Source organism: Klebsiella huaxiensis, assembly GCF_003261575.2.
GTDB classification, from domain to species: domain Bacteria; phylum Pseudomonadota; class Gammaproteobacteria; order Enterobacterales; family Enterobacteriaceae; genus Klebsiella; species Klebsiella huaxiensis.
On sequence record NZ_CP036175.1, the window covers coordinates 4,768,377 to 4,794,391 of the forward strand.

The following is a 26,015-nucleotide window of genomic DNA, read 5'->3' on the forward strand; positions in this document are numbered from 1 at the left end:
CCTGTCACCATGGCGGCTTTGTTGTCTCTTACCAGTGAATTTATTAGAACTGGTAGGTCATACCGACAGCGACGATATCGTCATCGTTGATGCCGAGTTTGTTATCGCTCTTCAGCTGGTTGATTTTGTAGTCAACAAAGGCGTTCATGTTTTTGTTGAAGTAATAAGTCACGCCAACATCAATGTAGTTGACCAGATCTTCGCTACCCACGCCCTCGATATCCTTGCCTTTTGACAGCACGTAACCCAGGGACGGACGCAGACCGAAATCGAACTGGTACTGAGCCACGGCCTCAAAGTTCTGTGCTTTGGTCGCAAAGCCACCGCTGATTGGCGTCATTTTGCGGGTTTCTGAATACATGGTCGCCAGGTAGATATTGTTGGCATCATATTTCAGGCCGGTTGCCCAGGCTTCCGCTTTTTTACCAACGCCGCGAGCCAGCAGGTTCTGGGCATCGGTACGGTCAGAGCTGGTATACGCTGCGCTGATGGCGAAATCGCTGCCGCCGAAGTCATAGCTTAACGCGGTACCGAAACCGTCGCCGTTCTGTTTTTTGGCATCGCGATCGCCTTCGTTTTTACCCTGATATTGCAGGGTCAGGTCCAGGCCATCCACCACGCCGAAGAAGTCAGTATTGCGATAAGTTGCCAGACCGCTGGAGCGCTTGGTCATAAAGTTATCGGTCTGCGCGGAAGAGTCGCCGCCGAATTCCGGGAACATATCGGTCCAGGCTTCAACGTCGTACAGTGCGCCGAGGTTACGACCGTAGTCGAATGAACCGTAGTTCTTCAATTTCACGCCAGCGAATGCCAGACGCGTTTTCTGAGAAGAGTCGCTTTCGGTTTTGTTACCGGAGAACTCAGATTCCCAACGACCGTAGCCGGTCAGTTCGTCGTTAATCTGCGTTTCGCCTTTGATACCGAAACGAACGTAAGTCTGGTCGCCATCTTTGCTGTCATAGTCGCTCAGATAGTGCATCGCTCTGACTTTGCCGTAAACGTCCAGTTTATTACCGTTTTTATTATAAACTTCTGCTGCCTGTGTAGCCGAAGAAGCGATAAGACCCATCATCATTAATGCCAGTGAGCTCTTTTTCATTATTCAGTCCTGGTGATTTATTTATACGCGCTAATCAATTCCGGGCGGAAGCCCCGTCAAAAACTGCAGGTTTTTTAACGCTCTAATATTAAAAATTTATGACAACATGGAACTTTTTATAAAAAAGGGTATTTAATTATTTCCGTCATGAATATGTCACACTTCCCCGCCAGAATGCCCGATCCGCGCAATGAAGTGGCTTGTCCATGACGCCAGGTGTTGGCAAGCGGGCTGACTCCTGTTACAACATCAATTCGATATCGAAACTCCTTTTTGAACGGCAGAGAATCATGAGTGATAGCCAGACGCTGGTGGTAAAACTGGGCACCAGTGTTTTAACGGGCGGATCCCGCCGCCTGAACCGCGCCCATATCGTTGAATTAGTGCGCCAGTGCGCACAGCTGCACGCGATGGGCCATCGAATTGTGATAGTGACCTCCGGGGCGATCGCCGCCGGACGTGAGCACCTCGGTTACCCGGAACTGCCCGCGACCATCGCCTCCAAACAGCTGCTGGCGGCAGTCGGTCAAAGCCGTCTTATCCAACTATGGGAACAGCTGTTTTCTATTTACGGCATTCACATTGGTCAGATGCTGTTGACCCGTGCCGATATGGAAGACCGCGAGCGTTTCCTTAACGCCCGCGATACCCTGCGCGCGCTGCTGGATAACAACATCGTGCCGGTCATTAATGAAAATGACGCCGTGGCAACCGCTGAAATTAAAGTCGGCGATAACGATAATCTTTCGGCACTGGCCGCTATTCTCGCAGGCGCCGACAAACTGCTGCTGCTGACCGATCAGCAGGGCCTGTTTACCGCCGACCCGCGTAACAACCCGCAGGCCGAGCTGATTAAAGACGTTTACGGTATTGATGATGCCCTGCGCGCCGTCGCGGGCGATAGCGTGTCTGGTTTGGGTACCGGCGGGATGGGTACCAAATTGCAAGCCGCCGACGTCGCTTGCCGCGCGGGTATCGACACCATTATTGCTGCCGGTAGTCGTCCAGGCGTCATTGCCGATGTGATGGAAGGCGTCTCTGTAGGAACCCGCTTCCACGCGCAGGAGTCGCCGCTGGAAAACCGCAAGCGCTGGATTTTCGGCGCACCGCCGGCGGGTGAAATTACCGTTGACGCGGGGGCAACCCAGGCGATTCTCGAACGCGGCAGTTCTCTGTTGCCGAAAGGGATTAAAACCATCACCGGCAACTTCTCACGCGGTGAAGTGATCCGCATTCGTAGCCTTGAAGGCCGCGATATCGCCCACGGCGTCAGCCGCTATAACAGCGATGCCCTGCGCCGTATCGCCGGGCACCACTCGCAGCAAATTGATGCCATTTTGGGCTATGAATATGGCCCGGTCGCCGTCCACCGTGACGACATGATTATCCGTTAAGGAGCTGAAAATGCTGGAACAAATGGGCATTGCTGCCAAAGCGGCCTCGTACAAACTCGCGCAGCTTTCCAGCCGCGAAAAGAACCAAGTGCTGGAAAAGATTGCCGACTATCTTGAAGCGCAGACTGAAGAGATTCTGCGTGCTAACGCTGAGGACCTGACGGAAGCACGCGCCAACGGTTTAAGCGAGGCGCTGCTTGATCGCCTGGCGCTCAACCCTGCGCGCCTGAGCGGAATTGCCAACGACGTCCGCCAGGTTTGCAATCTGGCCGATCCTGTCGGTCAGGTGATCGATGGCGGCCTGCTCGATAGCGGCCTGCGCATTGAGCGCCGCCGCGTGCCGCTGGGCGTGGTCGGCGTGATTTACGAAGCGCGTCCAAACGTCACCGTCGATGTTGCCTCTTTATGCCTGAAAACCGGTAACGCGGCGATCCTGCGCGGCGGCAAAGAGACCTGGCGCACCAACGCCGCCACGGTGAAGGTGATTCAGCAGGCGCTGCAAGAGTGCGGCTTACCGGCAGCCACTGTCCAGGCGATTGAGAGCCCGGATCGCGCGCTGGTGGGCGAGATGCTGAAGATGGATAAGTATATCGATATGCTGATCCCGCGCGGTGGCGCAGGTCTGCACAAGCTGTGCCGCGAGCAGTCGACGATCCCGGTGATCACCGGCGGAATTGGCGTGTGCCATATCTATATCGACCACTCGGCCGACGTTGCCGAAGCGCTGAAAGTTATTGTCAACGCTAAGGTTCAGCGCCCAAGCGCCTGTAACTCTGTCGAAACGCTGCTGGTTCATCAGGATATCGCTCAGCGCTTTCTGCCCGCGCTGAGCAAGCAAATGGCGGAAAGCGGCGTCAGCCTGCACGCCGATGCGACCTCCCTGCCCGTACTGCAAAATGGCCCGGCGAGCGTAGTTCCGGTGAAAGCAGAGCAGTATGACAACGAATACCTGTCGCTGGATCTGAACGTGAAGGTGGTTGCCGACCAGGACGAGGCCGTGGCCCATATTCGCGAGCACGGCACCCAGCATTCGGACGCCATCCTGACGCGCACGCTGGGCAATGCGAACCGCTTTATCAACGAAGTGGACTCCTCTGCGGTGTACGTCAACGCCTCTACCCGCTTTACCGACGGCGGCCAGTTTGGCCTCGGCGCGGAAGTGGCGGTCAGCACGCAGAAGCTGCACGCGCGCGGCCCGATGGGTCTGGAAGCGCTGACGACCTATAAGTGGATTGGTTTCGGCGACGATACCATTCGTGCTTAAAGCTGAAAGGGTGATGCAAAAGTAGCCGTTTGATTCGCAAGGGCATTGACGCATCACCCACTTAGTTTTAACCTTCTAACCCGTGTTTACGCTCTAAGCACGTCTTGCAGGGCCGATATAGCTCAGTTGGTAGAGCAGCGCATTCGTAATGCGAAGGTCGTAGGTTCGACTCCTATTATCGGCACCATTCTAACGTCTCCCCAAGTCTACTAAAGTTCACTGAAACCCCTTATACTCTGCGACTTGCAGCCCCTTTTAGTATTTCTACGTCTACTAAAGTTCCCTGAAATCTACGGTCGTTTGGGGGTACTTATGGGGGTATTTGCTGTTCGGTCTAGAGGAGGTCCCCCCAAGTGAAACTAAACGCCCGGCAGGTGGACACCGCCAAATCTAAAGATAAGCCTTACAAGCTGGCTGATGGTGGTGGTTTGTATCTCCTGATTAAACCTAATGGCGGCAAATACTGGCGGCTCAAGTATCGTGTAGCCGGCAAAGAGAAGCTGTTAGCGCTGGGTGTGTATCCTGAAGTCACATTGGCCGATGCTCGGGCAAAACGTGAAGAAGCCAAAAGGGGTATCGCTGGGGGTATCGATCCTATGGAAGCGAAACGGGAAGAGAAGATCGCCCGTGAAACGCAGTTAAACAACACCTTCATCGGCTATTGGTTTTTTGCCAATGTAAGGGAACACATCTTTGTTGAAAGCCTCAAGGATGTCTGAAGCATACCGTTGGTTTCTTCGGTAAATGTTATCTGGAATAATGATTGAATATATTTGTGAGTTTTATTGAGTGGTTGTTAGGTGTTAGTTAATAATTTCAAGTCTAATGACTTTTCTTCTTGGATAGCATTTTTTCAGCAACAAACCTATTTGTGGATTAATTTGAGATTCTAACTTCGATGCTGATTTAAGGCACGATAAGACTTTAGCATTTTTAGACTACAACAAAACCAGACCATTCTTGAGGATGGTTATGAACGGTGCCATTATGATCGCACATATATATCCATTTGATTTTAAAGTGTTTTTTTATGGCTTTGTCAGCGGATTTTTTTTGTGCTGGATGTGTGGTCTGTATACCAATCTTGGTGTAACTATACTATCATTCGTAGTACGAAAAGATCACCATCTTGGTAGGGAACGCATGGTAAACAAGGCTAATAAGGAAAAAGATGTAAAAATTAGGCTAGCCTTTGAAAGGTGGCAGAGAAGAGTTTCTCGTCAAGGGAAAGAATATTCGCAGTTTCGTCAGCAAAAAAAGTCTCAAAAGAAAAAAGATAATACCTTAATTCGGTTTCCATCTGAGTTTTCAATATATTCACCAGATAAGCCTCTGTTTTTTGTACGCTCTCTACGCTCGATATATGAGGTTAGGAATAAAATATATAATCCTGATGAGAGATTGTATTTGGATTTTACAAATACAAAAACAATGAAAATGGCGGCATTAGTAATCCTTTATGCCAGTGTTGAGACTTCAATTCGTAAAGGTTTATCGTACAGAATATTATTTTCAACAGATTTTAAGGTTAATCAGCTTTTAAGAGACTCAGGTCTTGTCGCTTTATGTCGGGGCGAAAAAATAAAACCTGTCTTCGAAAATGTTGAAAATTTACCAATTATTAGTGGGGTTGGTGGGGAATATAGAGATGAGATTATAGATTTCATTCAGAAAGAAATTTATAAAAACAAGATGAAACCTGAAACAGAACACACATATGCAGATGCTGTTCAGGAAGCAATAAATAACGTTGGTTTACACGCCTATCCACATAAAAACAATGATGAAAAGCAATGGTGGCTTGCATGTCACGTAATTCATGATCAACTTTATCTTGCTATATATGATGAAGGTGTTGGTATACCTGAAACAGTAATGCAGAAGACATGGTTTATGAGTACGCTTAAATCAGAATATCCCGGCCTAAAAGTTGCTGTTAAAGAAGAGCTTGAGAGAATAGGTTTAGGTTATACAGAACGCTCTAAAGTGAAAGTGGGTATTGTTTCTGATGCAGTAAAAATAGCAATTTCTATGATTGGAGACGTAACCGGTACTGCCAATGATAAACATGGTCAAGGGAGTAAGAGTATCAAAGCCTTGGTACTAAATAATGAACATGGAAATCTTTGGATTTACAGTAACTTAGGTATGTTTAAGCTTTCTAATCAGAAAGGTGATAAAATTAACGAGTTAACTCATAAAGTACCAGGTACTTTAATTCAGTGGAACATCAAGGTCAGCTATGAAGACTAAAAATATCAATGTTATCAAAGACTTCAACAGTAAACCTTACGGGCGCTATCCTGACGATGGGGCTGGCTGTGGGGAAAACTTCCGTAAATATCTGGCAGGCTTTCTCAAAGAGTATGATTTAGTTCATGTTGAGTTGACTGGATATAATCGTTATGGGCGTTCATTTATTGATGAAGCGTTTGGTGGTTTGATCCGAGTAGAAGGCTATACATTAAGCCAACTTAAGAAAAAACTGACCTATACTCATAAAGATATTAAGAGTATCGAGACCTTGATTGATGAAAGATTGAATAAGGCAGAGAGCGATGCAGGCAGAGGTTAATTATACAAGTATTGGGATTGCTATAATTGGTTGGCTTGTTGCGTCTTATTTCAATAACAGAGCATTCAAGCGGAATGACATATCTAGGCAAAAAGATAAGATTTGCCAACAAATAGAATCTCTATTTGATAAAGTTTTAGATAAGCTTTCTTCAAGAGATACTAAAGAATTAGAGTTGGATAATTTTTTGGCTTCAAATGTTTCATTGATTGAAATGCAGTTATCTCATTTGTCACAAAGAATTGGTAAGAAATTATTATGCGATGAGAAGTTATCCTCTCTCAGATCGACACCTTTAGACTTGTTAAGTAAAAAGTGTGATTATAAAAATGAACTTCATGAGATGAAATATTCAGTTTTAGAGGAAATTGAAGGTAATTATACAAAATGGTTTTTTGATAGTTACTTGAAAAAAATCAAATCCATATTTACATCAAAACGTAACACACCAAATACTGATCCAGATAGTCTACCTTAATAACTAGCGCCTTGTGCACAAGGCGCAAACGAGTTACATGTGTATAAAATTTGAAAGGTTAAACTTGTCTCAAACCTCATCAAAGATATTGTTACCCACAGTTTTATCTGCTTAACAGGGAAGGATGTGATATGAGTTGGGGGTACTTTTGGGGTATTTCATAAAATAAAACGAAATAAAAATAATATTTATCAATGGTTTCGTGATTTGTGTTTTGTTCCTATTATCGGCACCATTTCAAACTCTCCCCATGTCTACCGAAATCAACTTAAAGCCCGTATACTGCGGCTTCAAGCCCGTATCTTATCTCCTGTTATCAACCGGACTCAACCGGAATCAAGTTACAGTTGGGGGCATAAGTGGGGGCATTCTGTGTTCGGTCAAAGGAGATTCCTCCAATGAAGCTTAATGCATGACAGGTCGATGGTGCTGGCCTGTATCTTGAGGTTGTCCCCAGCGGCACACGTTACCAGAGTCTGCACGCTTTTATGCTGAATATGATGTGCAGTTTGATAGCTTCATGCTTCAAAGAGAATAAGTAATCAATCAAAATGCCCCTTCAGACATGGCAACATTGATGACGGCTTAACCAGATCTCAGGTTATTTAGGTTTAATCGACGCATGGTTCCTCCGATTTAACAAGCCAACATCGATATCCTTACCGCCTTACAATGGACCAGGCGTTTGGTGACTAAAGCTTCAGTCGGTCACTTGTCTGGCCGCCTCCGCATCCTCTCAGCAACCATCTCAACAACCCCATTTTGTGATCCCCTCCATAAAATATACAAAACAAACTATATGATCAAAAATAACGCTTTATAAGCCAGTTAAAAAGGCGGTAGTGTAAATAAAACGAGTTTAAAAAGCATTTTATCGATCAATTAGTTTAGTTTACAAACTAAAGGAATGACACTTTGAAGCTGAATGTTCCCAACACCTTAAGGCAGATGAACGCATCCGTGGTCCTCAACGTTATCCGCGAGAACTCTCCCCTTTCTCGCGCCCAGATAGCCAAGGCTACCGGTATTACTAAAGCAACGATTTCTGAAATCGTGAGTGACCTGCTGGAAGAAAAAATCATCTATGAAAGTGGAGTCAGCGAAGACGGCGGCCTGGGGCGTAAAGGCATCCTGGTTAACTTTGATCCCAACCATGGGCTCGGCATCGGCATTGATTTAGGCGGAACCAAAATCACCTTTTCGCTCTTTAATCTCAATGCAGAACTGCTCGCTCAGCATCAGGAATCGACCTATGACGTCACCACTCGTCGGGAATTTCTCGACCTGTTTAGCGCCAGTATCCAGGCATTTATCGAACAGCATCATATTCCGCGTGAGAAGCTGAAGGTCATTGGCGTCGCAACGCCGGGGATTGTTGACTACCGCAGTGGAACGGTGCTTGAAGGTTCCCCTAACCTGCCTGAATGGGACAACATTCCGCTGGCCGATGAATTAAACGCGCGCCTGAATATCAGGGTCGTACTGGAAAACGATATCCGGGCAGCGCTGATTGGCGAAATGTGGAAAGGAAAATGTCGGCACGTCCATAGCGCCGCGCTTATTGGTATTGGCACCGGGCTGGGATCGGCGCTGCTAATGGATGGAAAGATAATCCGGGGAATCAATAATGCCGCCGGTGAAATCGGATATATGTTGTTTGAACGCAACCACCTTAATCAGAACTGGAAAAATAAAGGCTGCTTCGAAAATTACTGCTCCGGTTCCGGGCTCAAAGAGAGAATGTCCGCACTTAGCGGCAAAAACATGAACGCCCATGAAATACTCACCGCCGCCACCAAAGGTGAAACGCTACCCACCATGTTATTGGAGGAGCTGGCGGATTACTTAACCATCGGCATTCTCAATATGGTGACAATTGCTAACCTCGAGAAGGTCATTCTTACGGGTGGCGTCTCTCAATCCGCTGAACTCTTTATGCCAAGAGTACAGGCCAATCTCGACAGGCATCTGTTTGCCAACACCCGGGTATCCGTCGAACTTTCCGAATTAAAAGAAAAAGCGCCGTTATATGGCATGGCTATGCTGGCGCTCCATGCGGTCTACCCATCGATTCAATTTATGCCCGACACACAACTTATATAAATACAAACCAGCCGTCAGAACAAAAAGGAGCAGCCAATGGCCGGGATCCATCTACACCCACACGATATTCTTGATGAAGGCGTCGACTCGATACTTGACCGCATTAACAAAATGAACGGCGTCGATAGCCTCTTTGTTGAGGTCAATACCATCTTTGAACGCAACCCCTATCCTACAGGCCGCCTGCCGCACAACCCTAAGCATGAATTTGTGCAAGGTACCGCCACGCTGCATGCCAAACTCGACATGCCATCGCAGCGCCTGAACCAGCGCGTCGATCCCACGATTCTTGCGGGATCCGATCCTATGCAGGATCTGAAGCAGGCGACCGATAACGGTCCTTATAAGGTGATCCCCTGGGTTAACATTCTCAATGGCGATTTTGCCGGACAGATTGAAAACAATCAGGTGATCGATTTTCGCGGAAACCCGGTTGAGCACTGGCTGTGCCCTAACGGCCCAGACGTTATTGAACTCTGGATTGCCACTTTCAGCGCTATTAAAGCTCAGTATGGTTATTCAACATTCCTGATTGACCGCATCCGCTATCCCGACTGGGCAGGTAAAAATGTCAGTCCCAGAGGATTATTCACCTGCTTCTGCCCGCACTGTCAAAGCGAAATGACCCGAATCGGCATCAACGTTGATGCGGTACGCGCACGCCTGGAAAACCTGGTGGCTCAAATGAAGTCCAGCCAGTACGATGCCACCGTCGATGCGTTATTAAATGACCCACTCCTGCAACGCTGGATGGCGTTCCGCCAGCATAGCGTCTCCCGCTTTGTACAGAACCTGCTGTCCGGAATTAGCGACAGGGACGCCGGGCGTAGCGAACTGTGGCTCGATCTCTGGCCACCAGCCTACGCCTGGATTTTAGGTCAGGATTATCAGGCGCTGACCCGCTCTTCCAAAGCGCTAAAGCACTTCCCTTACCATAAGCTCGGCGGCGGCGCGGACGTTCAGGGGCTGATTGAATATTTCGCCAAAGATGACACCCAGCGTGAAAGCGCCTTCCGCGCCTTTATGCGCCTGTTCAATCTGCCCTACGACATCAGCTATCAACAGTTCAAAGCGGAGGGTTTCCCGATTGAATTTGTGAAGCAGCAAAACAACCTTGTTCGCGAAAAATCACAACCAGGGACCTTTATTTACAGCGGGATCCAGATGTGGAATTTGCCTCCAGAGGCACTACTGGAGGCCATTCATGCCGCAGAGCAAAGCGACTGCGACGATCTGCTTTATTACTGCTATGGCTGGGCGGAACAGTCGCTTTTCGACGCCACAGGCAACCATTATCAGCAGCCCACTAGCTAACACAGGGGAATCAACAATGGCTAACCAACAAAAATGGAAAGTATTTTTCCTGCTGTTTGTCACCATGTTTCTTCTTGGCGGCATACAGAACACAAAAGGTCTGATACTTGAGCAGGTCCAGCACGACATCAATCTGAACATGGGGCAGATCGGCACACTGATTATGTTCTTCCAGATAGGCTTTCTGGTTGCCAGCCTGCTCACCGGCTACTTTACCGATAAGAAAGGGCTGAAGATCATGATGCTGATCGGCTCGCTGATGATGGCCGTCGGTCTGGTCGGTACCAGCCTGGCGTTCAGCGTGCTGCTGTTTTTCGGCTTCTATCTGATTGTTGGCCTGGGCATCGGCTCGATGCTGGTCTCAATCATTACCGTCATCCCAACCTTCTATAAAGAAAAAGCTGGCATGATGTTCAACGTCTCTAACGCCATGTTCGGCGTGGGAATGATTGCCACTCCGCTGATTTTACAGCAGCTTTTCTCCCATCACGTCTCATGGCGACTGTTCTACGTCGGGATTGCCATTATTGTCGCCATCATCATTCTGGTGCTCAGCAGCCTGAAGCTGGAAAAAGCACAGGGTATGGACATGCAGCTCTCTGATTTTATCCATATTCTTAGCCAGGGACGCCTGCTGCTGGTGATTGGTTTTATCCTGTTCTACGTCGCTGCCGAAGCGGCGTTCCTGAACTTTTTCCCGATATTTTACAGCTCGCTTGACGTTGTTGGCGCTTCTGCTGAAGACAAAATGGTCACAGCGGCTTACGTCATATCCAGCTTTGCCATGCTGTTCACCATCGGTCGCTTTATTGGCGGGTTTATCAACCTCAAGCTGGGCGACCGCAAAACCTTAATCCTGTTCTCGCTGTTCTCGCTGCTCGCCATCATTGCCAGCCGCTACTTTGCCAGCCAATTTGTCTATCTGTTTATGGTGTTTGGTTTTGCCATGTCGGTCCTGTTCCCGACAGCCTCCGCCGTGGCAACAAAACTCACCGATAAAAGCGGCTCGACCATGGGACTGATTTACGTCGCCTCGGGAATGGGTGGTGCCTTTGCAGGCTGGCTTATCGGCCAGGTCTCCCAGATGTATGGCGTCTCGTTAGGCTTCAACTTGATTATCGCTTTTGTCGCCATTTTCTTCGTTCTTACTTTGTTTATTAGAGAAAACCCGGAAAATTAAGCAATGTGAACCCGGCATAACCCTTAAGCTATGCCGGGTATTTTCAACTATCGTGCAATTAGAGCAAACACGCCCCAGCCAAAATATTCACGTGTATACGTTACATGGCGTTTTGGCGCTATCGTCAGCTCAGCCCGGGCTTCTGGCGCAAAGTCATCGTCCGGATGTTCCTCTAACCAGCGGCGCAGGGTGAGCCACTTAGCCGCTTCGTAGCGATCCCAGCCCTCCTGATCGGCCAGCACCATCTCCACAAGGTCGTAGCCAAGCTTATCGAAAGAGGAAACCAATTCGGGAAGAGTGAGAAAGTCCGAAAGCGAAGAGACGCCACAGGCTTGTGCAATTTCTTCCGTTGCCGGAACCTGACGCCAGTACGGCTCGCCGATCAGCAGCATGCCGCCAGGGTTGAGGCTTTTACTCAGCAGCTCAATAGTCCCGGCAACACCGCCGCCAATCCAGGTGGCACCCACGCAGGCTGCGATATCGCATTTTTCATCGGCGACATAACCGGCAGCATCCTGATGGATAAAATCAACGCTGTCGGCAACGCCAAGTTCTTGCGCCCGCTGTTTAGCCTGCTGGCTAAATAGCACGCTCATATCGACACCGATACCGCTAATACCGTGGTCCCGAGCCCATGTACAAAGCATTTCCCCCGAGCCGCTGCCGAGGTCGAGTATCCGGGTTCCTGGCTTCATACGTAACACGCGGCCCAGCGTGGCATATTTTTCCGGTGTAAATGGATTATGGATGCGGTGAGCGCTTTCACTAATGGTAAAAATACGTGGGATATCCAATGTTGGAATTCCTTTTATTGAATTTGAAGTAAGAGAATTGGGTTCATTTTTTTCCGCCAACAGCGCATATAGCTTGCCTTCAAAGGTCTCGCTGACCGGCCATTCCGCCCTATCCGGGCGGATAATCGTGGTAAAACCTGCCGTGCGCAGCAGGTCGAGGTACTCTTCATCCTGCCAGGCCGTCATTTGGCTGCCGAAGCGCGTCACGTTGCCGTTCTCTTCAATTGCCATAAACAGCGTTGAGCTGGTTTGCGCTACCGGCTCCCAGGCGTGCTCCGTCAGCAGCAGATGCGGCGTGGCAAGAAACAGCCCCTGCGGACAGCGCTGCCAACCGGGTTCCGCCATTCCCTGACGTTTAACTTCATCATAAGTATGAACCTCGATAAGCAGTTTTCCCCCCGGGGTCAGCCACTGCGCACAGCGGTTAATCAGCGAGCGGGCATCTGCCGCGCTGAACACGTTCAGTTCACCAAAGGTCATCATGATGAAATCAAACTGTTCTCCCGGCTCGTAGGTGCGTACATCCTGCAGCTGATAATCAATATTCAGCTCGGCGGTCTGCGCCTGCCGGCGGGCCCAGGCGATCGAGGCCGGAGAAAAATCCACGCCCGTACAGCAAAAGCCGCGCTCAGCCAACTGGCGGGTGTAAAAGCCCGGCCCGCAGCCAAGATCCAGAATGCGAGCGCCTGCAGGTAACTGCCCGGCAATCCACGCCACCTGCTGTTCAATAACCACCAGCCTGCGGCTGGCCCAGTCGTGATCCTGTGAAAGATGGTTCTCCAGCATACGCTGGCTAAAAGCGGGTTCATCCCAAGGGATTTTGCGCTCCCCGGATAACAACGCTACGTGTCTGGTACCGGTAATAATCGTGCCAATAGTCATTATCATTTCCTTATTGATTACTCGCGCCAATGCTCGGGTTTCATCAACGCGCGAGCGCACTGTATCTGACCCGTTCTCCCCAGCGGTTCGGCCGAAAGCAGTTGCAGCATCCAGCAGGCTTTATGTTCCTCCGGGATGGGATAAGGGGCCGGATAGCCTTTATCTCCGGCGCAAGGTTCAAAGCCATGCCGCGGGTAATAAGTGGCATGTCCCAGAACAAATACCGCCAGGCTCCCCATCGCCTTCAGATGCTCAATACCGCTTTGGATTAGCCATCCGCCAACCCCCATGCCCTGGTATTCTGGTATTACCGCCAGAGGAGCAAGGATATGCATCATCGGAGAGTCAGACTCTCCTTTAAATGTCGCCCGGGTGAACAAAATATGCCCAACCGCTTTTCCATTATGTCTGGCCAGCAGAGATAACCTCGGGCAAGCGCTTTCATCGTTGAGCAAATCGACCACCAGCTCAGCCTCTTTGCTAAAGCCGAACGCTCGGGTTTCGACCTCGCAAATATCACCGGCGTCACCTTCGGTAGTGATATGAAAAGTGAAGTTGTGGTTTGTCATCAGATGCTCCTTAGCGATTATCCAACTGGGCGCGAACGTTGTTCAGTCCGGTGGTATTGATGCGGTAGGGCTGCCCATTGACGGACTTAATCAGCTTTTTGGTTTTGAGTTTTTTGAAAACGGCGAGAGTACAGTCGGTGAGCAGAAGCCCTTCGCGGCTGTAGCATTCAACAGAGGTCACGCGGCCTGAAGTATCGCGAACGTGCGCGATCCGACCACCTTTAGCGAGAACGTGTAAGGTACGTTGTTCCTGACGGGATAGATTCATACTGAAGAAACCTGTTAATCATCATGCGTACAAACGAGCCAACACCCAAAAGTGTTCGCGTAAAGTTTAAGCGCAGCGATAACCAGTCCGGCCTGAGAAGGTCGGGAAGCTGATTATCTAATGATTACATTCTCCAGCATCAAAGCCTCGGTGAGAGTTGAAAGGTATATTCAATGTGAATGATAACAGAGAGAGCATGGATGGGAATAATCAAAGCTGGAAAATGTGATCTCAAAGGAATCGCGGCGAGTACAAAAACCATGCTCTCCGGGTATCAGCTTTCTTTTATTCTCTGTTCTCGCTAACAAAAAATTGCCTTTACGCGCTATTTCTCAGCCTGAGCTGCACGGGCAATAAAATATTATCTGCACTCGAGCGGCAAATAAGCTCTTCCACGGCCCGCTTGCCTAATGATTCTTTATCAATGGCTATCGTGGTCAGCGCGGGCGTCAGGTGGCTGGATAAATCAATATCATCGAAGCCGACGATAGCCAGATCCTCTGGCACTCTTATCCCATTTTGATGGCAATAATTCATCGCCACGATAGCCGCTGCATCGTTGTAACAAAACAGGGCATCAGGGGGTTCGGGTAGCGCCATCAGTTCATCCAGCGCATATTCCAAAGAGGGTGTAAGTTCCGTCAGCGCGGGCGCCGTCACTTCATATTGAGGAGACATCAGCATGCCAGCCTCAAACAGTGCCTGTCGGTATCCTTTCTCACGCTGGCGAATACTGTAATGTGCAAGGCTGCTGGCCAGAAAGGCGATACGATGATACCCCTTTTCAATCAGATGCTGCGTCAGCACTATCCCACCCTGGTAATTATCAGGATTGATACTGACCATGCCGGGGATCGCGTGATCAACCAACACCATCGGCTGCGGTAATTTTCTTAATTCCGCCATCAGCTCCGGCTCTATAAACCCAACGCACAGGAGAGCATCGGGGGAATGCTGCCGTACCTGTTGGGTCACATTATCCGTAGGCCCCATCGCCAAAAAGCTGAGCGCAATGTTGCATTCCCGGCAGGCATCTTCCACAGCCAACAGGACAGGCGAATAGAAATTCATCGCACTGGCGGTGTTATGCTGGCGGTGGAGTATGAAGAGAATCTTTTTAATTTTCTCATCGCGAAGTCTGGAGAAGTCATATCCCATCTCCTGCGCTATCTGCATCACCCGCAGCCGGGTTTCTTCGCTCAGCCCAGGTCGATGGTTCAACGCCCGCGACACCGCCCCTACCGATACACCCGCTTTCTGCGCGATATCCCTCACCCTGACTGTCTTCAACATGCCTGACCTACCCCTTATTTACGGTTACCGCTATCATACTTCATGTTTCATTTTTGTTCAGGAGAATGAATGAGTTAGCAAGAGCTCGTATCATTGAAAACTATTCTGTACTGCCACTTGCCCTCAATGCCGCATCGCGTCCCAGCCATGCCGCGCCGCGAACGCCGCTGCTATCACCATGCATCGCCGGGACAATTGGCGTGGTGCATTGCGTATTGAAAATATACTTTTCTACAGCCTGAGTCAGGTCAGTAAATATCTCCGGAATGCGCGAAAGCCCGCCACCAACCACCACAATATCAGGATCGTAGATATTGATAACCGATGCTAACGCCCTCGCCAGCTGATCTTTAAATAGCAGGAACAAAGCAGTTGCATCAGGATCGCATTGATCAATAAGCGAAAAAATGGCTTTTGCATCCAGAGTATTGCTGTCAATCAGATTATATTGCCGTGCCAGCCCTGACCCCGAAATAAAAGACTCGGTACAGTTTAGCTGCCCGCAATAACATTTTACGCCAGCGCCATCCCGCAGCGAATCATAGTGAGGAAGCGGATTATGCCCCCACTCTCCGGCGTTGCCATTGCGCCCTCGCCAGAGCATTTTATTCATTGAAAGCCCGCCGCCGCAGCCGGTTCCCAGAATCGCGCCAAACACAATCCCCGCCTGCGCGCCTGCACCATCCGTCGATTCTGATAATGTAAAGCAGTTGGCGTCATTGTCCCACGCGACCGGATGACCCAAAGCCTGTTCCAGATCCTGAATCAGCGGCCGTTGGTTAAGGACCACGATATTGGAGTTTTTGATGAGCCGGGTATCAACATCTTCTGTTCCCGGCAGGCATAAACCGACGCTGATCGGGACAGAAAAGGAAGACTTAACGTCCTGAATAAAATCGACCAGCGATGTCAGAAATCCCTGATAGTCAGATTTCACCGTACTCCTTCGCTTTGATAACAAGACATTACCCTGAGCATCGAGGATAACTGCTTCTGTTTTCGTCCCGCCAATATCCAGTCCCATACTTAACATTCTATCACCTCAGCAAGCGTTCATTCGCCGTTTACTAAACAGTTATTAATGCCCATTATCCTATGTGAAAAATCCGTTATTTGAAGCTTATTAATACGCATTAGTGATAAAGATCACATAAACAAAAATATAAAAACAAGTTGTTTACTAAACAAAACGAAACATATCAACTTGCTTCTTTTGTCGGTGACACTTCCCTTGGGCCAACAGTATCGACCGGACTCCATTATGTGGTTGAGACGTGACTGAATTGGTAAACCATGACCACTCACCTGACCCCTGTCAGAGACATTTACGCAAAGAAAAATTGTCACACGCCGCCCTGTTTTCCCGTTAACACACCTTAAAACCTACTCCCATGTGATTTGGTTAACCAATTTTGCTTTTACGGTTGACATGTATGACAAATTAGAGGAATTTATGCGCCATATCGTCCGGTCTCCCCGGTTTTCATATGGTTTCAGGGAACCGACAATCCAACCAAAGCAGTGGCCTGAAGCGGGTCAACAACGTGAAAGAGGTTAAGCATGGAACAGACATGGCGCTGGTATGGCCCTAACGATCCGGTCACTTTAGCTGACGTCCGTCAGGCGGGGGCGACTGGCGTTGTCACCGCTCTACACCATATTCCGAACGGCGAGGTGTGGTCGGTTGAAGAGATCCTCAAGCGCAAAGCCATCGTAGAAGAGGCAGGCCTGGTCTGGTCGGTGGTCGAAAGCGTGCCGATTCACGAAGAGATCAAAACCCACTCAGGCAACTATGCTCAGTGGATAGCCAATTATCAGCAGAGCCTGCGCAACCTGGCTCAGTGCGGCATTCGTACCGTGTGCTACAACTTTATGCCGGTTCTCGACTGGACTCGTACCGATCTGGAATACGTCCTGCCTGATGGATCCAAAGCACTGCGTTTCGATCAAATTGAGTTTGCCGCCTTCGAGCTGCATATCCTCAAGCGTCCGGGCGCACAAGCGGATTACACCGCCGAAGAAATCGCCCAGGCAAACCAGCGCTTCGCCACCATGAGCGATGAAGATAAAGCGCGCCTGACCCGAAATATCATCGCGGGCCTGCCGGGTGCCGAAGAGGGTTATACCCTCGACCAGTTCCGTCAGCACCTTGCAACCTATAAAGATATCGATAAAGCCGCGCTGCGCGAGAATTTTGCCGTCTTCCTGAAGGCGATTATTCCCGTTGCCGAAGAGGCTGGCGTCCGCATGGCAGTGCATCCTGACGATCCGCCGCGCCCGATTCTCGGCCTGCCGCGCATCGTCTCTACCGTAGAAGATATGCAGTGGATGGTCGATACGGTCAACAGCATGGCGAACGGCTTCACCATGTGTACCGGCTCCTACGGCGTGCGCGCCGACAATGACCTGGTTGATATGATTAAGCAGTTCGGTCCGCGCATTTACTTCACCCATCTGCGCTCCACCCTTCGCGAAGATAACCCGAAAACCTTCCATGAAGCGGCACATCTGCACGGCGACGTCGACATGTATGAAGTGGTGAAGGCCATCGTTGAAGAAGAGCATCGTCGTAAAGCGGAAGGCAAAGATGATCTCATCCCGATGCGCCCTGACCACGGCCACCAGATGCTTGACGACCTGAAAAAGAAAACCAACCCTGGCTACTCCGCGATTGGTCGCCTGAAAGGGCTGGCTGAAGTCCGCGGCGTCGAGCTGGCAATTCAGCGCGCCTTTTTTAGCCGCTGATCCTGACTGGCGGGGCCGAGCGTCCCGCCCTTCTCTCCCTTCGGTCGCGTTTTGCGACCCACTCTGGAGTTTGCTATGACTGCTACCCTTGCCGACAGCAACCTGCCGGTTACACGCCCTGCGTGGGATCGTTCTCGCCTGCAATCCCGTATCGTTCACCTGGGCTGCGGCGCGTTTCACCGCGCACACCAGGCGCTTTATACCCACCATCTGCTGGAAACCAGCGATAGCGACTGGGGCATCTGCGAAGTCAACCTGATGCCTGGTAACGACCGCCTGCTGATTGAGAATCTGAAAAACCAACAGTTGCTGTATACCGTAGCGGAAAAAGGCGCCGAGCGCACTGAGCTGAAGATTATCGGTTCGATGAAAGAAGCGCTGCACCCGGAGATTGACGGCTGCGACGGTATTCTGAACGCGATGGCGCGCCCGCAAACGGCGATCGTCTCACTAACGGTGACAGAAAAAGGTTACTGCACCGATGCCGCCAGCGGTCAGCTGGATCTCAACAACCCGCTAATTCAGCACGACCTCGCCAACCCGGCCACGCCGAAATCCGCCATTGGCTACATCGTCGAAGCCCTGCGCCTACGTCGCGAACAAGGGCTGGCGGCGTTTACGGTGATGTCCTGCGACAACGTGCGGGAGAATGGCCATGTGGCGAAAGTCGCGGTACTGGGCCTGGCGCAGGCCAGAGACCCAGAGCTGGCGGCGTGGATTGAAGCTCATGCCACCTTCCCATGCACTATGGTTGACCGCATCGTGCCCGCGGCAACCCCTGAAACGTTGCAGGAGATTGCCGACCAACTTGGGGTCTACGATCCGTGCGCTATTGCCTGCGAACCGTTCCGCCAGTGGGTAATCGAAGACAACTTCGTCAACGGCCGCCCTGAGTGGGACCTGGTTGGGGCGCAGTTTGTGGCAGACGTGGTGCCGTTTGAAATGATGAAGCTGCGGATGCTCAACGGTAGCCACTCATTCCTTGCGTATCTTGGCTATCTCGGCGGCTATGAAACCATCGCCGATACCATGGGCAATCCGGCGTATCAAAAAGCAGCCTTTGCCCTGATGATGCAGGAACAGGCCCCAACGCTATCCATGCCGGAAGGCACCGATCTACAGGCTTATGCCACGCTGCTGATCGCCCGGTTCAGTAACCCTTCTCTGCGCCACCGTACCTGGCAGATTGCGATGGACGGTAGCCAGAAGCTACCGCAGCGCCTGCTGGATCCGGTACGCCTGCATTTGCGCAACGGTGGCGACTGGCGTCATCTTGCGCTCGGCGTGGCGGGCTGGATGCGCTACACCCAGGGGGTTGATGAACAAGGGCAATCTATCGATGTGCTCGACCCTTTACTGGCCGATATCCAGCAAATTAACTCGCGTTACCAGGGCGCCGAGCGCGTGACCGCCCTGCTGGCCTTAAGCGGGATTTTTGCTCAGGATCTGCCGGAGAACAGTGACTTCGTCGAAGCCGTTACGCAGGCTTATCACAAGCTGTGTAAATGGGGTGCGCGTGAGTGCGTCGCGGCATTAAGAACCGCCGTCTAATCTCTCTAAATCGCAGGTCAACTCTATGAACATTTGGTTGACCTGTTTTGCGTATCTAAGGCGTGAGAGATGCTAACCCGTCACTCAAATGTTATAGTCAGCCACCACACCATCGCATGCCACTGCATAACACCATGAAATCACAAACTTCTCAGCACAGACCCTATCAGGAAGTCGGCGCGATGATTCGCGATCTGATCGTACAAACGCCGTACAAGGCTGGCGATCGCTTACCGCCAGAGCGAGAAATCGCCGAGATGCTGGACGTGACTCGCACGGTGGTGCGTGAAGCGCTGATCATGCTGGAAATTAAAGGGCTGGTGGAAGTCCGCCGGGGTGCCGGGATCTACGTGCTCGACAACGCCGTAGAGGAAGAGGCTGCTGAAAATGCCGACGCCAGCCATTGCGATGACGCCGGTCCTTTTGAGCTGTTGCAAGCGCGCCAACTGCTGGAAAGTAATATCGCTGAATTTGCCGCCCTACAGGCGACTCGGGAAGATATCATCAAAATGCGCCAGGCTTTACAGCTGGAGGAGCAGGAACTGGCCAGCAGTGCGCCGGAGAGTTCAGAAAGCGGCGATATGCAGTTCCATCTGGCGATCGCCGAAGCAACACACAACAGTATGCTGGTGGAGCTATTTCGCCAGTCATGGCAGTGGCGGGAAAATAATCCCATGTGGATCCAACTGCACCGCCACCTCGGGGACACCCACTATCGCCAGGAGTGGCTGGTCGATCATAAACGGATCCTTGCAGCATTAATCAAAAAAGACGCCCGCGCGGCAAAGCTCGCCATGTGGCAGCATCTGGAAAACGTCAAACGTCGCCTGCTGGAGTTCTCCAACGTCGATGATATTTTCTTCGACGGCTACCTGTTTGACTCCTGGCCGCTGGACAACGTCGACGCCTGACCTCTTATCAAACCGCGCGGGTAAACTCCCCGCGCGACTCCACTTCCCGTAACGGCAATATGTAAAGCAAATATTGATAATGATTCTCATCATTATTGTCGCACTGCGCACGCAGTGATAAAGTTGATTCACCCAATGACACCCTGTCTCAGTGCCAAAAACCGCATGAACAATATGATCCCGCAGAATGAACCTGCCCGCCCGGTGCTGAGAAAAACCTTCTCCGTCAGCGAGTTTATGGACTTTGGCGAACGTTACGGTATCGACTACCGTTTCCCACAGCAGCAGCAAAAACCGCAACCACCGCACACCAGCCTCGTGCTGCGAGGAGAAGTGGAAGAGATGACGCTGCCGTGCGGAATGTGCGTTACCCATTCTGATGTTCACGTGCTGCAACCTTATGAGACGACCTCCCGCCATAGCAGCCCGCTATATATGCTGGTCGTACTGGAAGGCTGCGTCACTCTGACCCTGAACGGGGAGCAGCATCTCGTTCGCTCCGGGATGGCATTCACGTCCCGTCTTAGCGAACATCAGGTGATGTGCGCCCGCCACGATGCGGACAGCAGGCTACGGACGCTATCTCTGGGACTGTATCCTGACGGCGCATGGCGCGACGGCCTGCTCGACTCATTGATGCGCGAATGGGAAAGATGCCGGACGCCAACGCTTATCTGGCAGATACCGGGTTTTCTGCTGAGCGGCTTGCAGTACGCGCAGCGGAGCGTACTCGGTAGCGTTTCCCGGCAGCTGATGCTGGAAGGGCTCATTTTGCAGTTGTTCGGCCATGGTCTGAGCGTGTGCCAGGATGAAAGTGCGAAACACATCGTACCGGCAGGTGGCGAGCAGCAGCGGCTGGAGAGAGTTCGCCGCCTGCTGGAGCAGTCCCCGGAGAGCGACTACACCCTCAATGAGCTGGCGCAGCGGGCAGCAATGAGTTCCAGCAGCCTGCGCAGCAAATTTCGCCACGCTTACGGCTGCTCAGTGTTCGACTATCTACGGGACTGCCGTCTGGAGCGGGCAAGAGGCTACTTACTTGAGGGCTATAGCGTACAGCAGGCCGCGTGGATGTCGGGCTACCAGCACGCCACCAACTTCTCGACCGCCTTTCGTCGACGCTACGGTATCTCGCCCTGTGACGTACAAAAGCCGGGCTAATGCATTTTTTACATTTTTGCGAAGAATACTTAGACGCTTTGGCAGCGCGCATACGCATCCTGGCATTCCGCATAGCTATAGAAAGCATCAAAAAGGTAATAATTCTTATTAACAATTAGAAATACCTTTGGAGATGTTCATGTTTGCGAAAACTCGCCTGGCGCTACTGGTAGGATGGGTGACCGGCAGCGTCGCTTTCCCGCTTCTGGCTCAGGAAACTGCTAAAAACGAAACCATCGTGGTCACTTCGCAGATGCAGAGCGGCGCGACCAAAATTGCCACCCCGGACATTGAGACCCCGCAGTCGGTCTCCATCATCACTCGCGAGCAGTTTGAAGAGCAGGGAGCGATCAGCGTACGTCAGGCCGTGAGCTATACGCCGGGGGTTTACAGCAACCAGATTGGCGCTTCCAACCGCTTTGACTATATCGTCCTGCGCGGCTTCTCTGATGGCAGTCTGGATAACGTCTATCTCGATGGCCTGAAGATGATGGGCGACACCAACTCGCACAGCTCCCTGGTGGTCGATCCGTGGTTCCTGGAGAATATTGAAGTGGTACGCGGCCCGGCCTCGGTGCTCTATGGCCGCTCTTCGCCCGGCGGTATCGTCGCCCTCACCTCGCGTAAACCTTCATTCGATCCCGGCGGCGAAATCAAGCTGTTTGCTGGTAATAACAACCAGCGCGGGGCGGCGTTTGATGTCACCGGCGCGCTGGACGATAACGATCGGGTGGCGGCGCGCTTAAGCGGAATGACCCGCTACGCGGACTCCCAGTTTGACACCTTAAAAGAGCAACGCTACGCGATTATGCCCAGCCTGACCTGGCGCATCACCGACCAGACGCGTCTTGATTTAATGGCCTACCTGCATCGCGACCCGGAGGGCGGCAGCCACTCAGGCCTTCCCTATGAAGGCACCGTGGTCCCACATGACGGCAAGAAAATCGCTAACACCTTCTTCGAGGGGGAAGATGATTACGACAAGTACGACCGTCGAGAAAATATGGTCGGCTACAATTTCGAACACATGTTTGATAGCGGCTGGTCGGTGCGACAGAAGCTGCGCTACCTGCATACCAAAGTCGAACTGAATCAGGTCTATGCCGCAGGCTGGCTGAACGAAACCGAGCTGAACCGCGGTTACTCCGGTTCGGACGAAAAGATGAACGCTATTACGCTGGATAATCAGCTTGATGGCAGCGTCGATACCTGGGCCGTGAATCATCGCCTGCTGATGGGCATTGACTATCAGGATCGCAGCAACGACACCACCGGCTATTACGGCGCATTCCCGGCCATAGACGCTTTTAACCCAGTCTACGGGGCGAAACCGGATTACATCACCATGTACAGCCGTGAAAAACACAAGCTGCGCCAGACTGGCTACTATTTGCAGGATCAGATGTCCTGGGACCGCTGGCGCTTCACGCTCGGCGGGCGCTACGATCAGGTGAGCGTGTCCAATATCAGTAAGCTTAACAATTCCCGTAGCGATCTGGATAAGAACAACTTCAGTAGCCGCGCCGCGCTAATGTATCTGTTCGATAGTGGTTTTGCGCCATATATCAGCTACTCCACCGCCTTTACGCCGACCAGCTTCGCCGATGAAAACGGCAACATACTGGATCCGATGAAAGGCAAGCAGTGGGAAGCCGGGCTGAAGTATGAGCCGGAGGGGATGAACAGCCAGTTCAGCGCCTCTGTATTCCGCATCAACCAGACCAATATCGCCACCAAAGAAGAGCCGACCGACCCGTACCGCTCGATTGGTGAAATTGAGTCGAAAGGGGTGGAACTGGAAGCCATCAGCCAGCTAACGGACAGCTTCCGCCTGCAGGCCGCCTATACCTACACCGACATCCGCTATAAGAAAAGCAGTCCGGAAGAGCAAGGCAAGCGCGCCGTTTACGCCCCGCGCAACCAGGCCAGCGCCTGGCTGAGCTACGATGTGAAAAGCGGCCCGCTTGATGGCCTGACGCTCGGTTCCGGCGTGCGCTATGTTAATGGGATCACCAGCGATCGCCTGAATACGCATACCCTGCCGTCCTATACGCTGGTGGATATGACGGTTGGCTATGACCTGTCGAAGGTAGGGATTAAAGGCCTTAGCGCGCAGCTGAACGTCAATAACCTGACGGATAAGAGCTATATCGCCGCCTGTAACTCGCTTTCCTATTGCTACTTCGGTGCAGAACGCAGCATCGTCGGCAGCGTCTCCTGGAAGTTCTGATTTAGCTAAAAAATGCCCGGCGCTTTAACCGCGCCGGCATATTAATCCTCTGCGTTAACGTCCCACCAGCCTAAACAACCACAAATTTAAACTGGTTATTATCACATCAGCCCGTGCTGTGCCCGGTCCCTTGAGCAGGTTCGTCTACACTAAACAGGGACAAGTGTTTGACGCCGCAGACCGGACGCATTCACAGCTTTTACCGATAAGACAGGACGCAACCATGCAACTTAACGATCCCACCCTTTTTCGCCAACAGGCATTAATCAACGGACGCTGGCGCGACGCCTCCAGTGGAGAAACCATCGCGGTGACCAACCCCGCCAACGGTCAACCGCTGGGCAGCGTACCCAAAATGGGCTCCGAGGAAACCCGCGAGGCCATCGACGCCGCCAACCTCGCCCTGCCCGCCTGGCGCGCCCTCACAGCCAAAGAGCGGGCCAATATTCTGCGCCGCTGGTTCGATTTAATAATGGAGCATCAGGACGATTTAGCGCGCCTGATGACTTTGGAACAGGGTAAACCGCTGGCGGAAGCCAAGGGCGAAATCAGTTACGCCGCCTCTTTTATTGAGTGGTTTGCCGAAGAGGGTAAGCGCATCTATGGCGACACGATCCCGGGTCATCAGGCCGATAAGCGGCTGCTGGTGATTAAGCAGCCGATAGGCGTAACCGCCGCCATCACCCCGTGGAATTTTCCCTCGGCGATGATCACTCGTAAGGCGGGTCCGGCGCTGGCCGCAGGCTGCACGATGGTGCTCAAGCCCGCCAGCCAGACGCCGTTTTCTGCGCTGGCGCTGGCGGAGCTGGCGAACCGCGCCGGGATCCCCGAAGGGGTATTTAACGTAGTTACGGGTTCCGCCAGCGCGGTCGGCAATGAGCTCACCAGCAACCCGCTGGTGCGCAAACTCTCTTTTACCGGCTCGACGGAGATTGGCCGCCAGCTGATGGAACAGTGCGCGAAGGACATCAAAAAGGTCTCACTGGAACTGGGCGGCAATGCGCCGTTTATCGTCTTTGATGACGCCGATTTAGATAAAGCCGTAGAAGGCGCGATGGCCTCTAAGTTTCGCAACGCCGGGCAAACCTGCGTATGCGCCAATCGCCTGTACGTCCAGGACGGCGTCTATGACCGCTTTGCCGAAAAACTCCAGCAAGCGGTAAGTAAGTTGCAAATTGGCGACGGCCTACAGCCCAATATCACCATCGGGCCATTGATTGACGAGAAGGCCATTGCCAAAGTGCAGGAGCATATTAGCGATGCGTTAGACAAAGGCGCACGGGTGGTGACCGGTGGGAAAGCCCACGAGCTGGGCGGGAATTTCTTCCAGCCGACGATTCTGGTAGACGTGCCCGGCGATGCTAAAGTCGCCAAAGAAGAGACCTTCGGCCCGCTCGCCCCGCTATTTCGCTTTAAAGATGAAGCCGACGCGATAAAGCAGGCCAACGACACCGAGTTTGGCCTGGCAGCCTATTTCTACGCTCGCGACTTAAGCCGCGTATTCCGCGTCGGCGAAGCGCTGGAGTACGGCATCATAGGCATCAACACCGGGATTATCTCTACCGAAGTCGCTCCTTTCGGCGGCGTGAAATCTTCCGGACAGGGCCGCGAAGGCTCAAAGTATGGCATAGAGGATTATTTAGAAATCAAATACATGTGTATTGGGATTTAGCAGATTTAATTCGCAACAATGCAATTGAGCCTAAAGAATGTTGTAACTATAGAGCAAATTTAAAAATCCACGCTGCCAGGGCGTGGATTTTTCTGAAGATGAGGTTAAGAGTCTGATTAGGCTCGCAGTTTCACCGGCTCGCTGAAATCATCGGCAGGTTCCAGCTTCAGGCTGAACGTCGCCAGTAGCGCCTCGGCTCGTTCGTGAAAGCCGCGTAGCGTCTTTTCGAGCTTTTCAGTGACTTCAGGATCGTCAATAGCAACTGCGCGCCAGACCCCTTCTTTATCGAATAAACCAAACTGATAGCTGTAGGTGAAGCGTGATTTCTCCGCGTCCATTTCCATCCACCATCCCCAGAACTCGCGTTTTTCCGGCGCCGGTTTAACGTTGACGCAAACTGCCAGGCAATCGAAAAAGAAGCGGTTATCTTCACACTGCTCCTCACGGATGTAAGGTCCAAGAGCCGTGAATTTCTTAATCAGCTTACTCTTTAGGTGTCCACTCGGTAACGTCATTGCGATCTCCTTTAGTGATG

At 51.5% G+C, this 26,015-nt stretch carries 20 protein-coding genes, 1 tRNA gene and 2 pseudogenes; 16 read left to right on the forward strand and 7 right to left on the reverse strand.

Translation table 11 applies throughout. The features are described 5' to 3' along the window. Window positions 1–43: 43 nt before the first annotated feature. On the reverse strand, window positions 44–1,099 hold the full coding sequence (gene phoE / locus DA718_RS22815; protein ID WP_112214032.1) for a phosphoporin PhoE: 1,056 nt from the start codon (window positions 1,097–1,099) through the stop codon (window positions 44–46). Between the two features lie 290 nt (window positions 1,100–1,389). Between phoE and proB the strand changes: the two genes are divergently transcribed. The 10 genes and pseudogenes from proB to DA718_RS22865 all read left to right on the forward strand — a co-directional run bounded on the left by proB (window position 1,390) and on the right by DA718_RS22865 (window position 11,407). Beyond that, window positions 1,390–2,493, forward strand: coding sequence for a glutamate 5-kinase (proB, locus tag DA718_RS22820; protein WP_112214031.1), 1,104 nt, complete (start codon window positions 1,390–1,392; stop codon window positions 2,491–2,493). A 10-nt stretch (window positions 2,494–2,503) separates the two neighbouring features. After that, entirely contained in the window at window positions 2,504–3,757 is a 1,254-nt protein-coding gene (gene proA, locus DA718_RS22825) for a glutamate-5-semialdehyde dehydrogenase (RefSeq protein WP_112214030.1), read from the forward strand. Between the two features lie 111 nt (window positions 3,758–3,868). Further along, window positions 3,869–3,944: transfer RNA gene (locus DA718_RS22830), tRNA-Thr, on the forward strand. A gap of 166 nt (window positions 3,945–4,110) precedes the next feature. Continuing rightward, window positions 4,111–4,410, forward strand: a pseudogene (locus DA718_RS22835) (Arm DNA-binding domain-containing protein); the annotation flags it as partial. Between the two features lie 319 nt (window positions 4,411–4,729). After that, on the forward strand, window positions 4,730–6,010 hold the full coding sequence (locus DA718_RS22840; RefSeq protein ID WP_227015961.1) for an ATP-binding protein: 1,281 nt from the start codon (window positions 4,730–4,732) through the stop codon (window positions 6,008–6,010). Next, entirely contained in the window at window positions 6,000–6,332 is a 333-nt protein-coding gene (locus DA718_RS22845) for an STAS-like domain-containing protein (RefSeq protein ID WP_048287128.1), read from the forward strand. Before DA718_RS22840 ends, DA718_RS22845 begins: the two co-directional genes overlap by 11 nt. Further along, window positions 6,316–6,810, forward strand: coding sequence for a hypothetical protein (locus tag DA718_RS22850; RefSeq protein WP_112214029.1), 495 nt, complete (start codon window positions 6,316–6,318; stop codon window positions 6,808–6,810). Before DA718_RS22845 ends, DA718_RS22850 begins: the two co-directional genes overlap by 17 nt. Before the next feature lie 915 nt (window positions 6,811–7,725). Beyond that, window positions 7,726–8,913 (forward strand): ROK family transcriptional regulator, encoded by a 1,188-nt coding sequence (locus DA718_RS22855; protein WP_227015962.1) that lies wholly within the window; start codon window positions 7,726–7,728, stop codon window positions 8,911–8,913. A 36-nt stretch (window positions 8,914–8,949) separates the two neighbouring features. Beyond that, entirely contained in the window at window positions 8,950–10,227 is a 1,278-nt protein-coding gene (locus tag DA718_RS22860; protein ID WP_112214028.1) for a hypothetical protein, read from the forward strand. 16 nt (window positions 10,228–10,243) lie between these two features. Continuing rightward, on the forward strand, window positions 10,244–11,407 hold the full coding sequence (locus DA718_RS22865) for an MFS transporter (protein WP_110273872.1): 1,164 nt from the start codon (window positions 10,244–10,246) through the stop codon (window positions 11,405–11,407). A 47-nt stretch (window positions 11,408–11,454) separates the two neighbouring features. Here DA718_RS22865 and DA718_RS22870 read toward each other — a convergent pair whose 3' ends face one another. From DA718_RS22870 to DA718_RS22895, 5 genes and pseudogenes are all read right to left on the reverse strand, one after another. Beyond that, window positions 11,455–13,083, reverse strand: coding sequence for a class I SAM-dependent methyltransferase (locus tag DA718_RS22870; RefSeq protein ID WP_407657802.1), 1,629 nt, complete (start codon window positions 13,081–13,083; stop codon window positions 11,455–11,457). A gap of 24 nt (window positions 13,084–13,107) precedes the next feature. Next, window positions 13,108–13,652, reverse strand: a pseudogene (locus DA718_RS22875) (GNAT family N-acetyltransferase); the annotation flags it as partial. A 10-nt stretch (window positions 13,653–13,662) separates the two neighbouring features. Beyond that, window positions 13,663–13,920: a YjhX family toxin gene (locus tag DA718_RS22880; protein ID WP_110273875.1), complete on the reverse strand. Its 258-nt coding sequence runs from the start codon at window positions 13,918–13,920 to the stop codon at window positions 13,663–13,665. A gap of 318 nt (window positions 13,921–14,238) precedes the next feature. After that, window positions 14,239–15,213, reverse strand: a complete 975-nt coding sequence (locus DA718_RS22890) for a LacI family DNA-binding transcriptional regulator (RefSeq protein ID WP_112214025.1) — start codon at window positions 15,211–15,213, stop codon at window positions 14,239–14,241. A 100-nt stretch (window positions 15,214–15,313) separates the two neighbouring features. Then, complete coding sequence (locus tag DA718_RS22895) at window positions 15,314–16,246, reverse strand: ROK family protein (RefSeq protein WP_112214024.1); 933 nt, start codon at window positions 16,244–16,246, stop codon at window positions 15,314–15,316. Window positions 16,247–16,773: 527 nt separating this feature from the next. Between DA718_RS22895 and uxuA the strand changes: the two genes are divergently transcribed. The 6 genes from uxuA to gabD all read left to right on the forward strand — a co-directional run bounded on the left by uxuA (window position 16,774) and on the right by gabD (window position 25,480). After that, the gene (gene uxuA, locus DA718_RS22900) at window positions 16,774–17,958 is read left to right on the forward strand and encodes a mannonate dehydratase (RefSeq protein WP_112214023.1); all 1,185 of its coding nucleotides are present in this window, start codon (window positions 16,774–16,776) and stop codon (window positions 17,956–17,958) included. Between the two features lie 75 nt (window positions 17,959–18,033). Further along, entirely contained in the window at window positions 18,034–19,509 is a 1,476-nt protein-coding gene (locus DA718_RS22905) for a fructuronate reductase (RefSeq protein WP_112214022.1), read from the forward strand. A gap of 134 nt (window positions 19,510–19,643) precedes the next feature. Then, the gene (gene uxuR / locus DA718_RS22910) at window positions 19,644–20,420 is read left to right on the forward strand and encodes a Uxu operon transcriptional regulator (RefSeq protein ID WP_110273880.1); all 777 of its coding nucleotides are present in this window, start codon (window positions 19,644–19,646) and stop codon (window positions 20,418–20,420) included. 165 nt (window positions 20,421–20,585) lie between these two features. Further along, the gene (locus DA718_RS22915; protein ID WP_112214021.1) at window positions 20,586–21,578 is read left to right on the forward strand and encodes a helix-turn-helix domain-containing protein; all 993 of its coding nucleotides are present in this window, start codon (window positions 20,586–20,588) and stop codon (window positions 21,576–21,578) included. Window positions 21,579–21,699: 121 nt separating this feature from the next. After that, complete coding sequence (gene foxA, locus DA718_RS22920; RefSeq protein WP_112214020.1) at window positions 21,700–23,808, forward strand: ferrioxamine B receptor FoxA; 2,109 nt, start codon at window positions 21,700–21,702, stop codon at window positions 23,806–23,808. 223 nt (window positions 23,809–24,031) lie between these two features. Further along, window positions 24,032–25,480: an NADP-dependent succinate-semialdehyde dehydrogenase gene (gabD, locus tag DA718_RS22925; RefSeq protein WP_112214019.1), complete on the forward strand. Its 1,449-nt coding sequence runs from the start codon at window positions 24,032–24,034 to the stop codon at window positions 25,478–25,480. A 116-nt stretch (window positions 25,481–25,596) separates the two neighbouring features. Here gabD and crl read toward each other — a convergent pair whose 3' ends face one another. Then, window positions 25,597–25,995 (reverse strand): sigma factor-binding protein Crl, encoded by a 399-nt coding sequence (gene crl / locus DA718_RS22930; RefSeq protein ID WP_110273884.1) that lies wholly within the window; start codon window positions 25,993–25,995, stop codon window positions 25,597–25,599. Window positions 25,996–26,015: the final 20 nt, after the last annotated feature.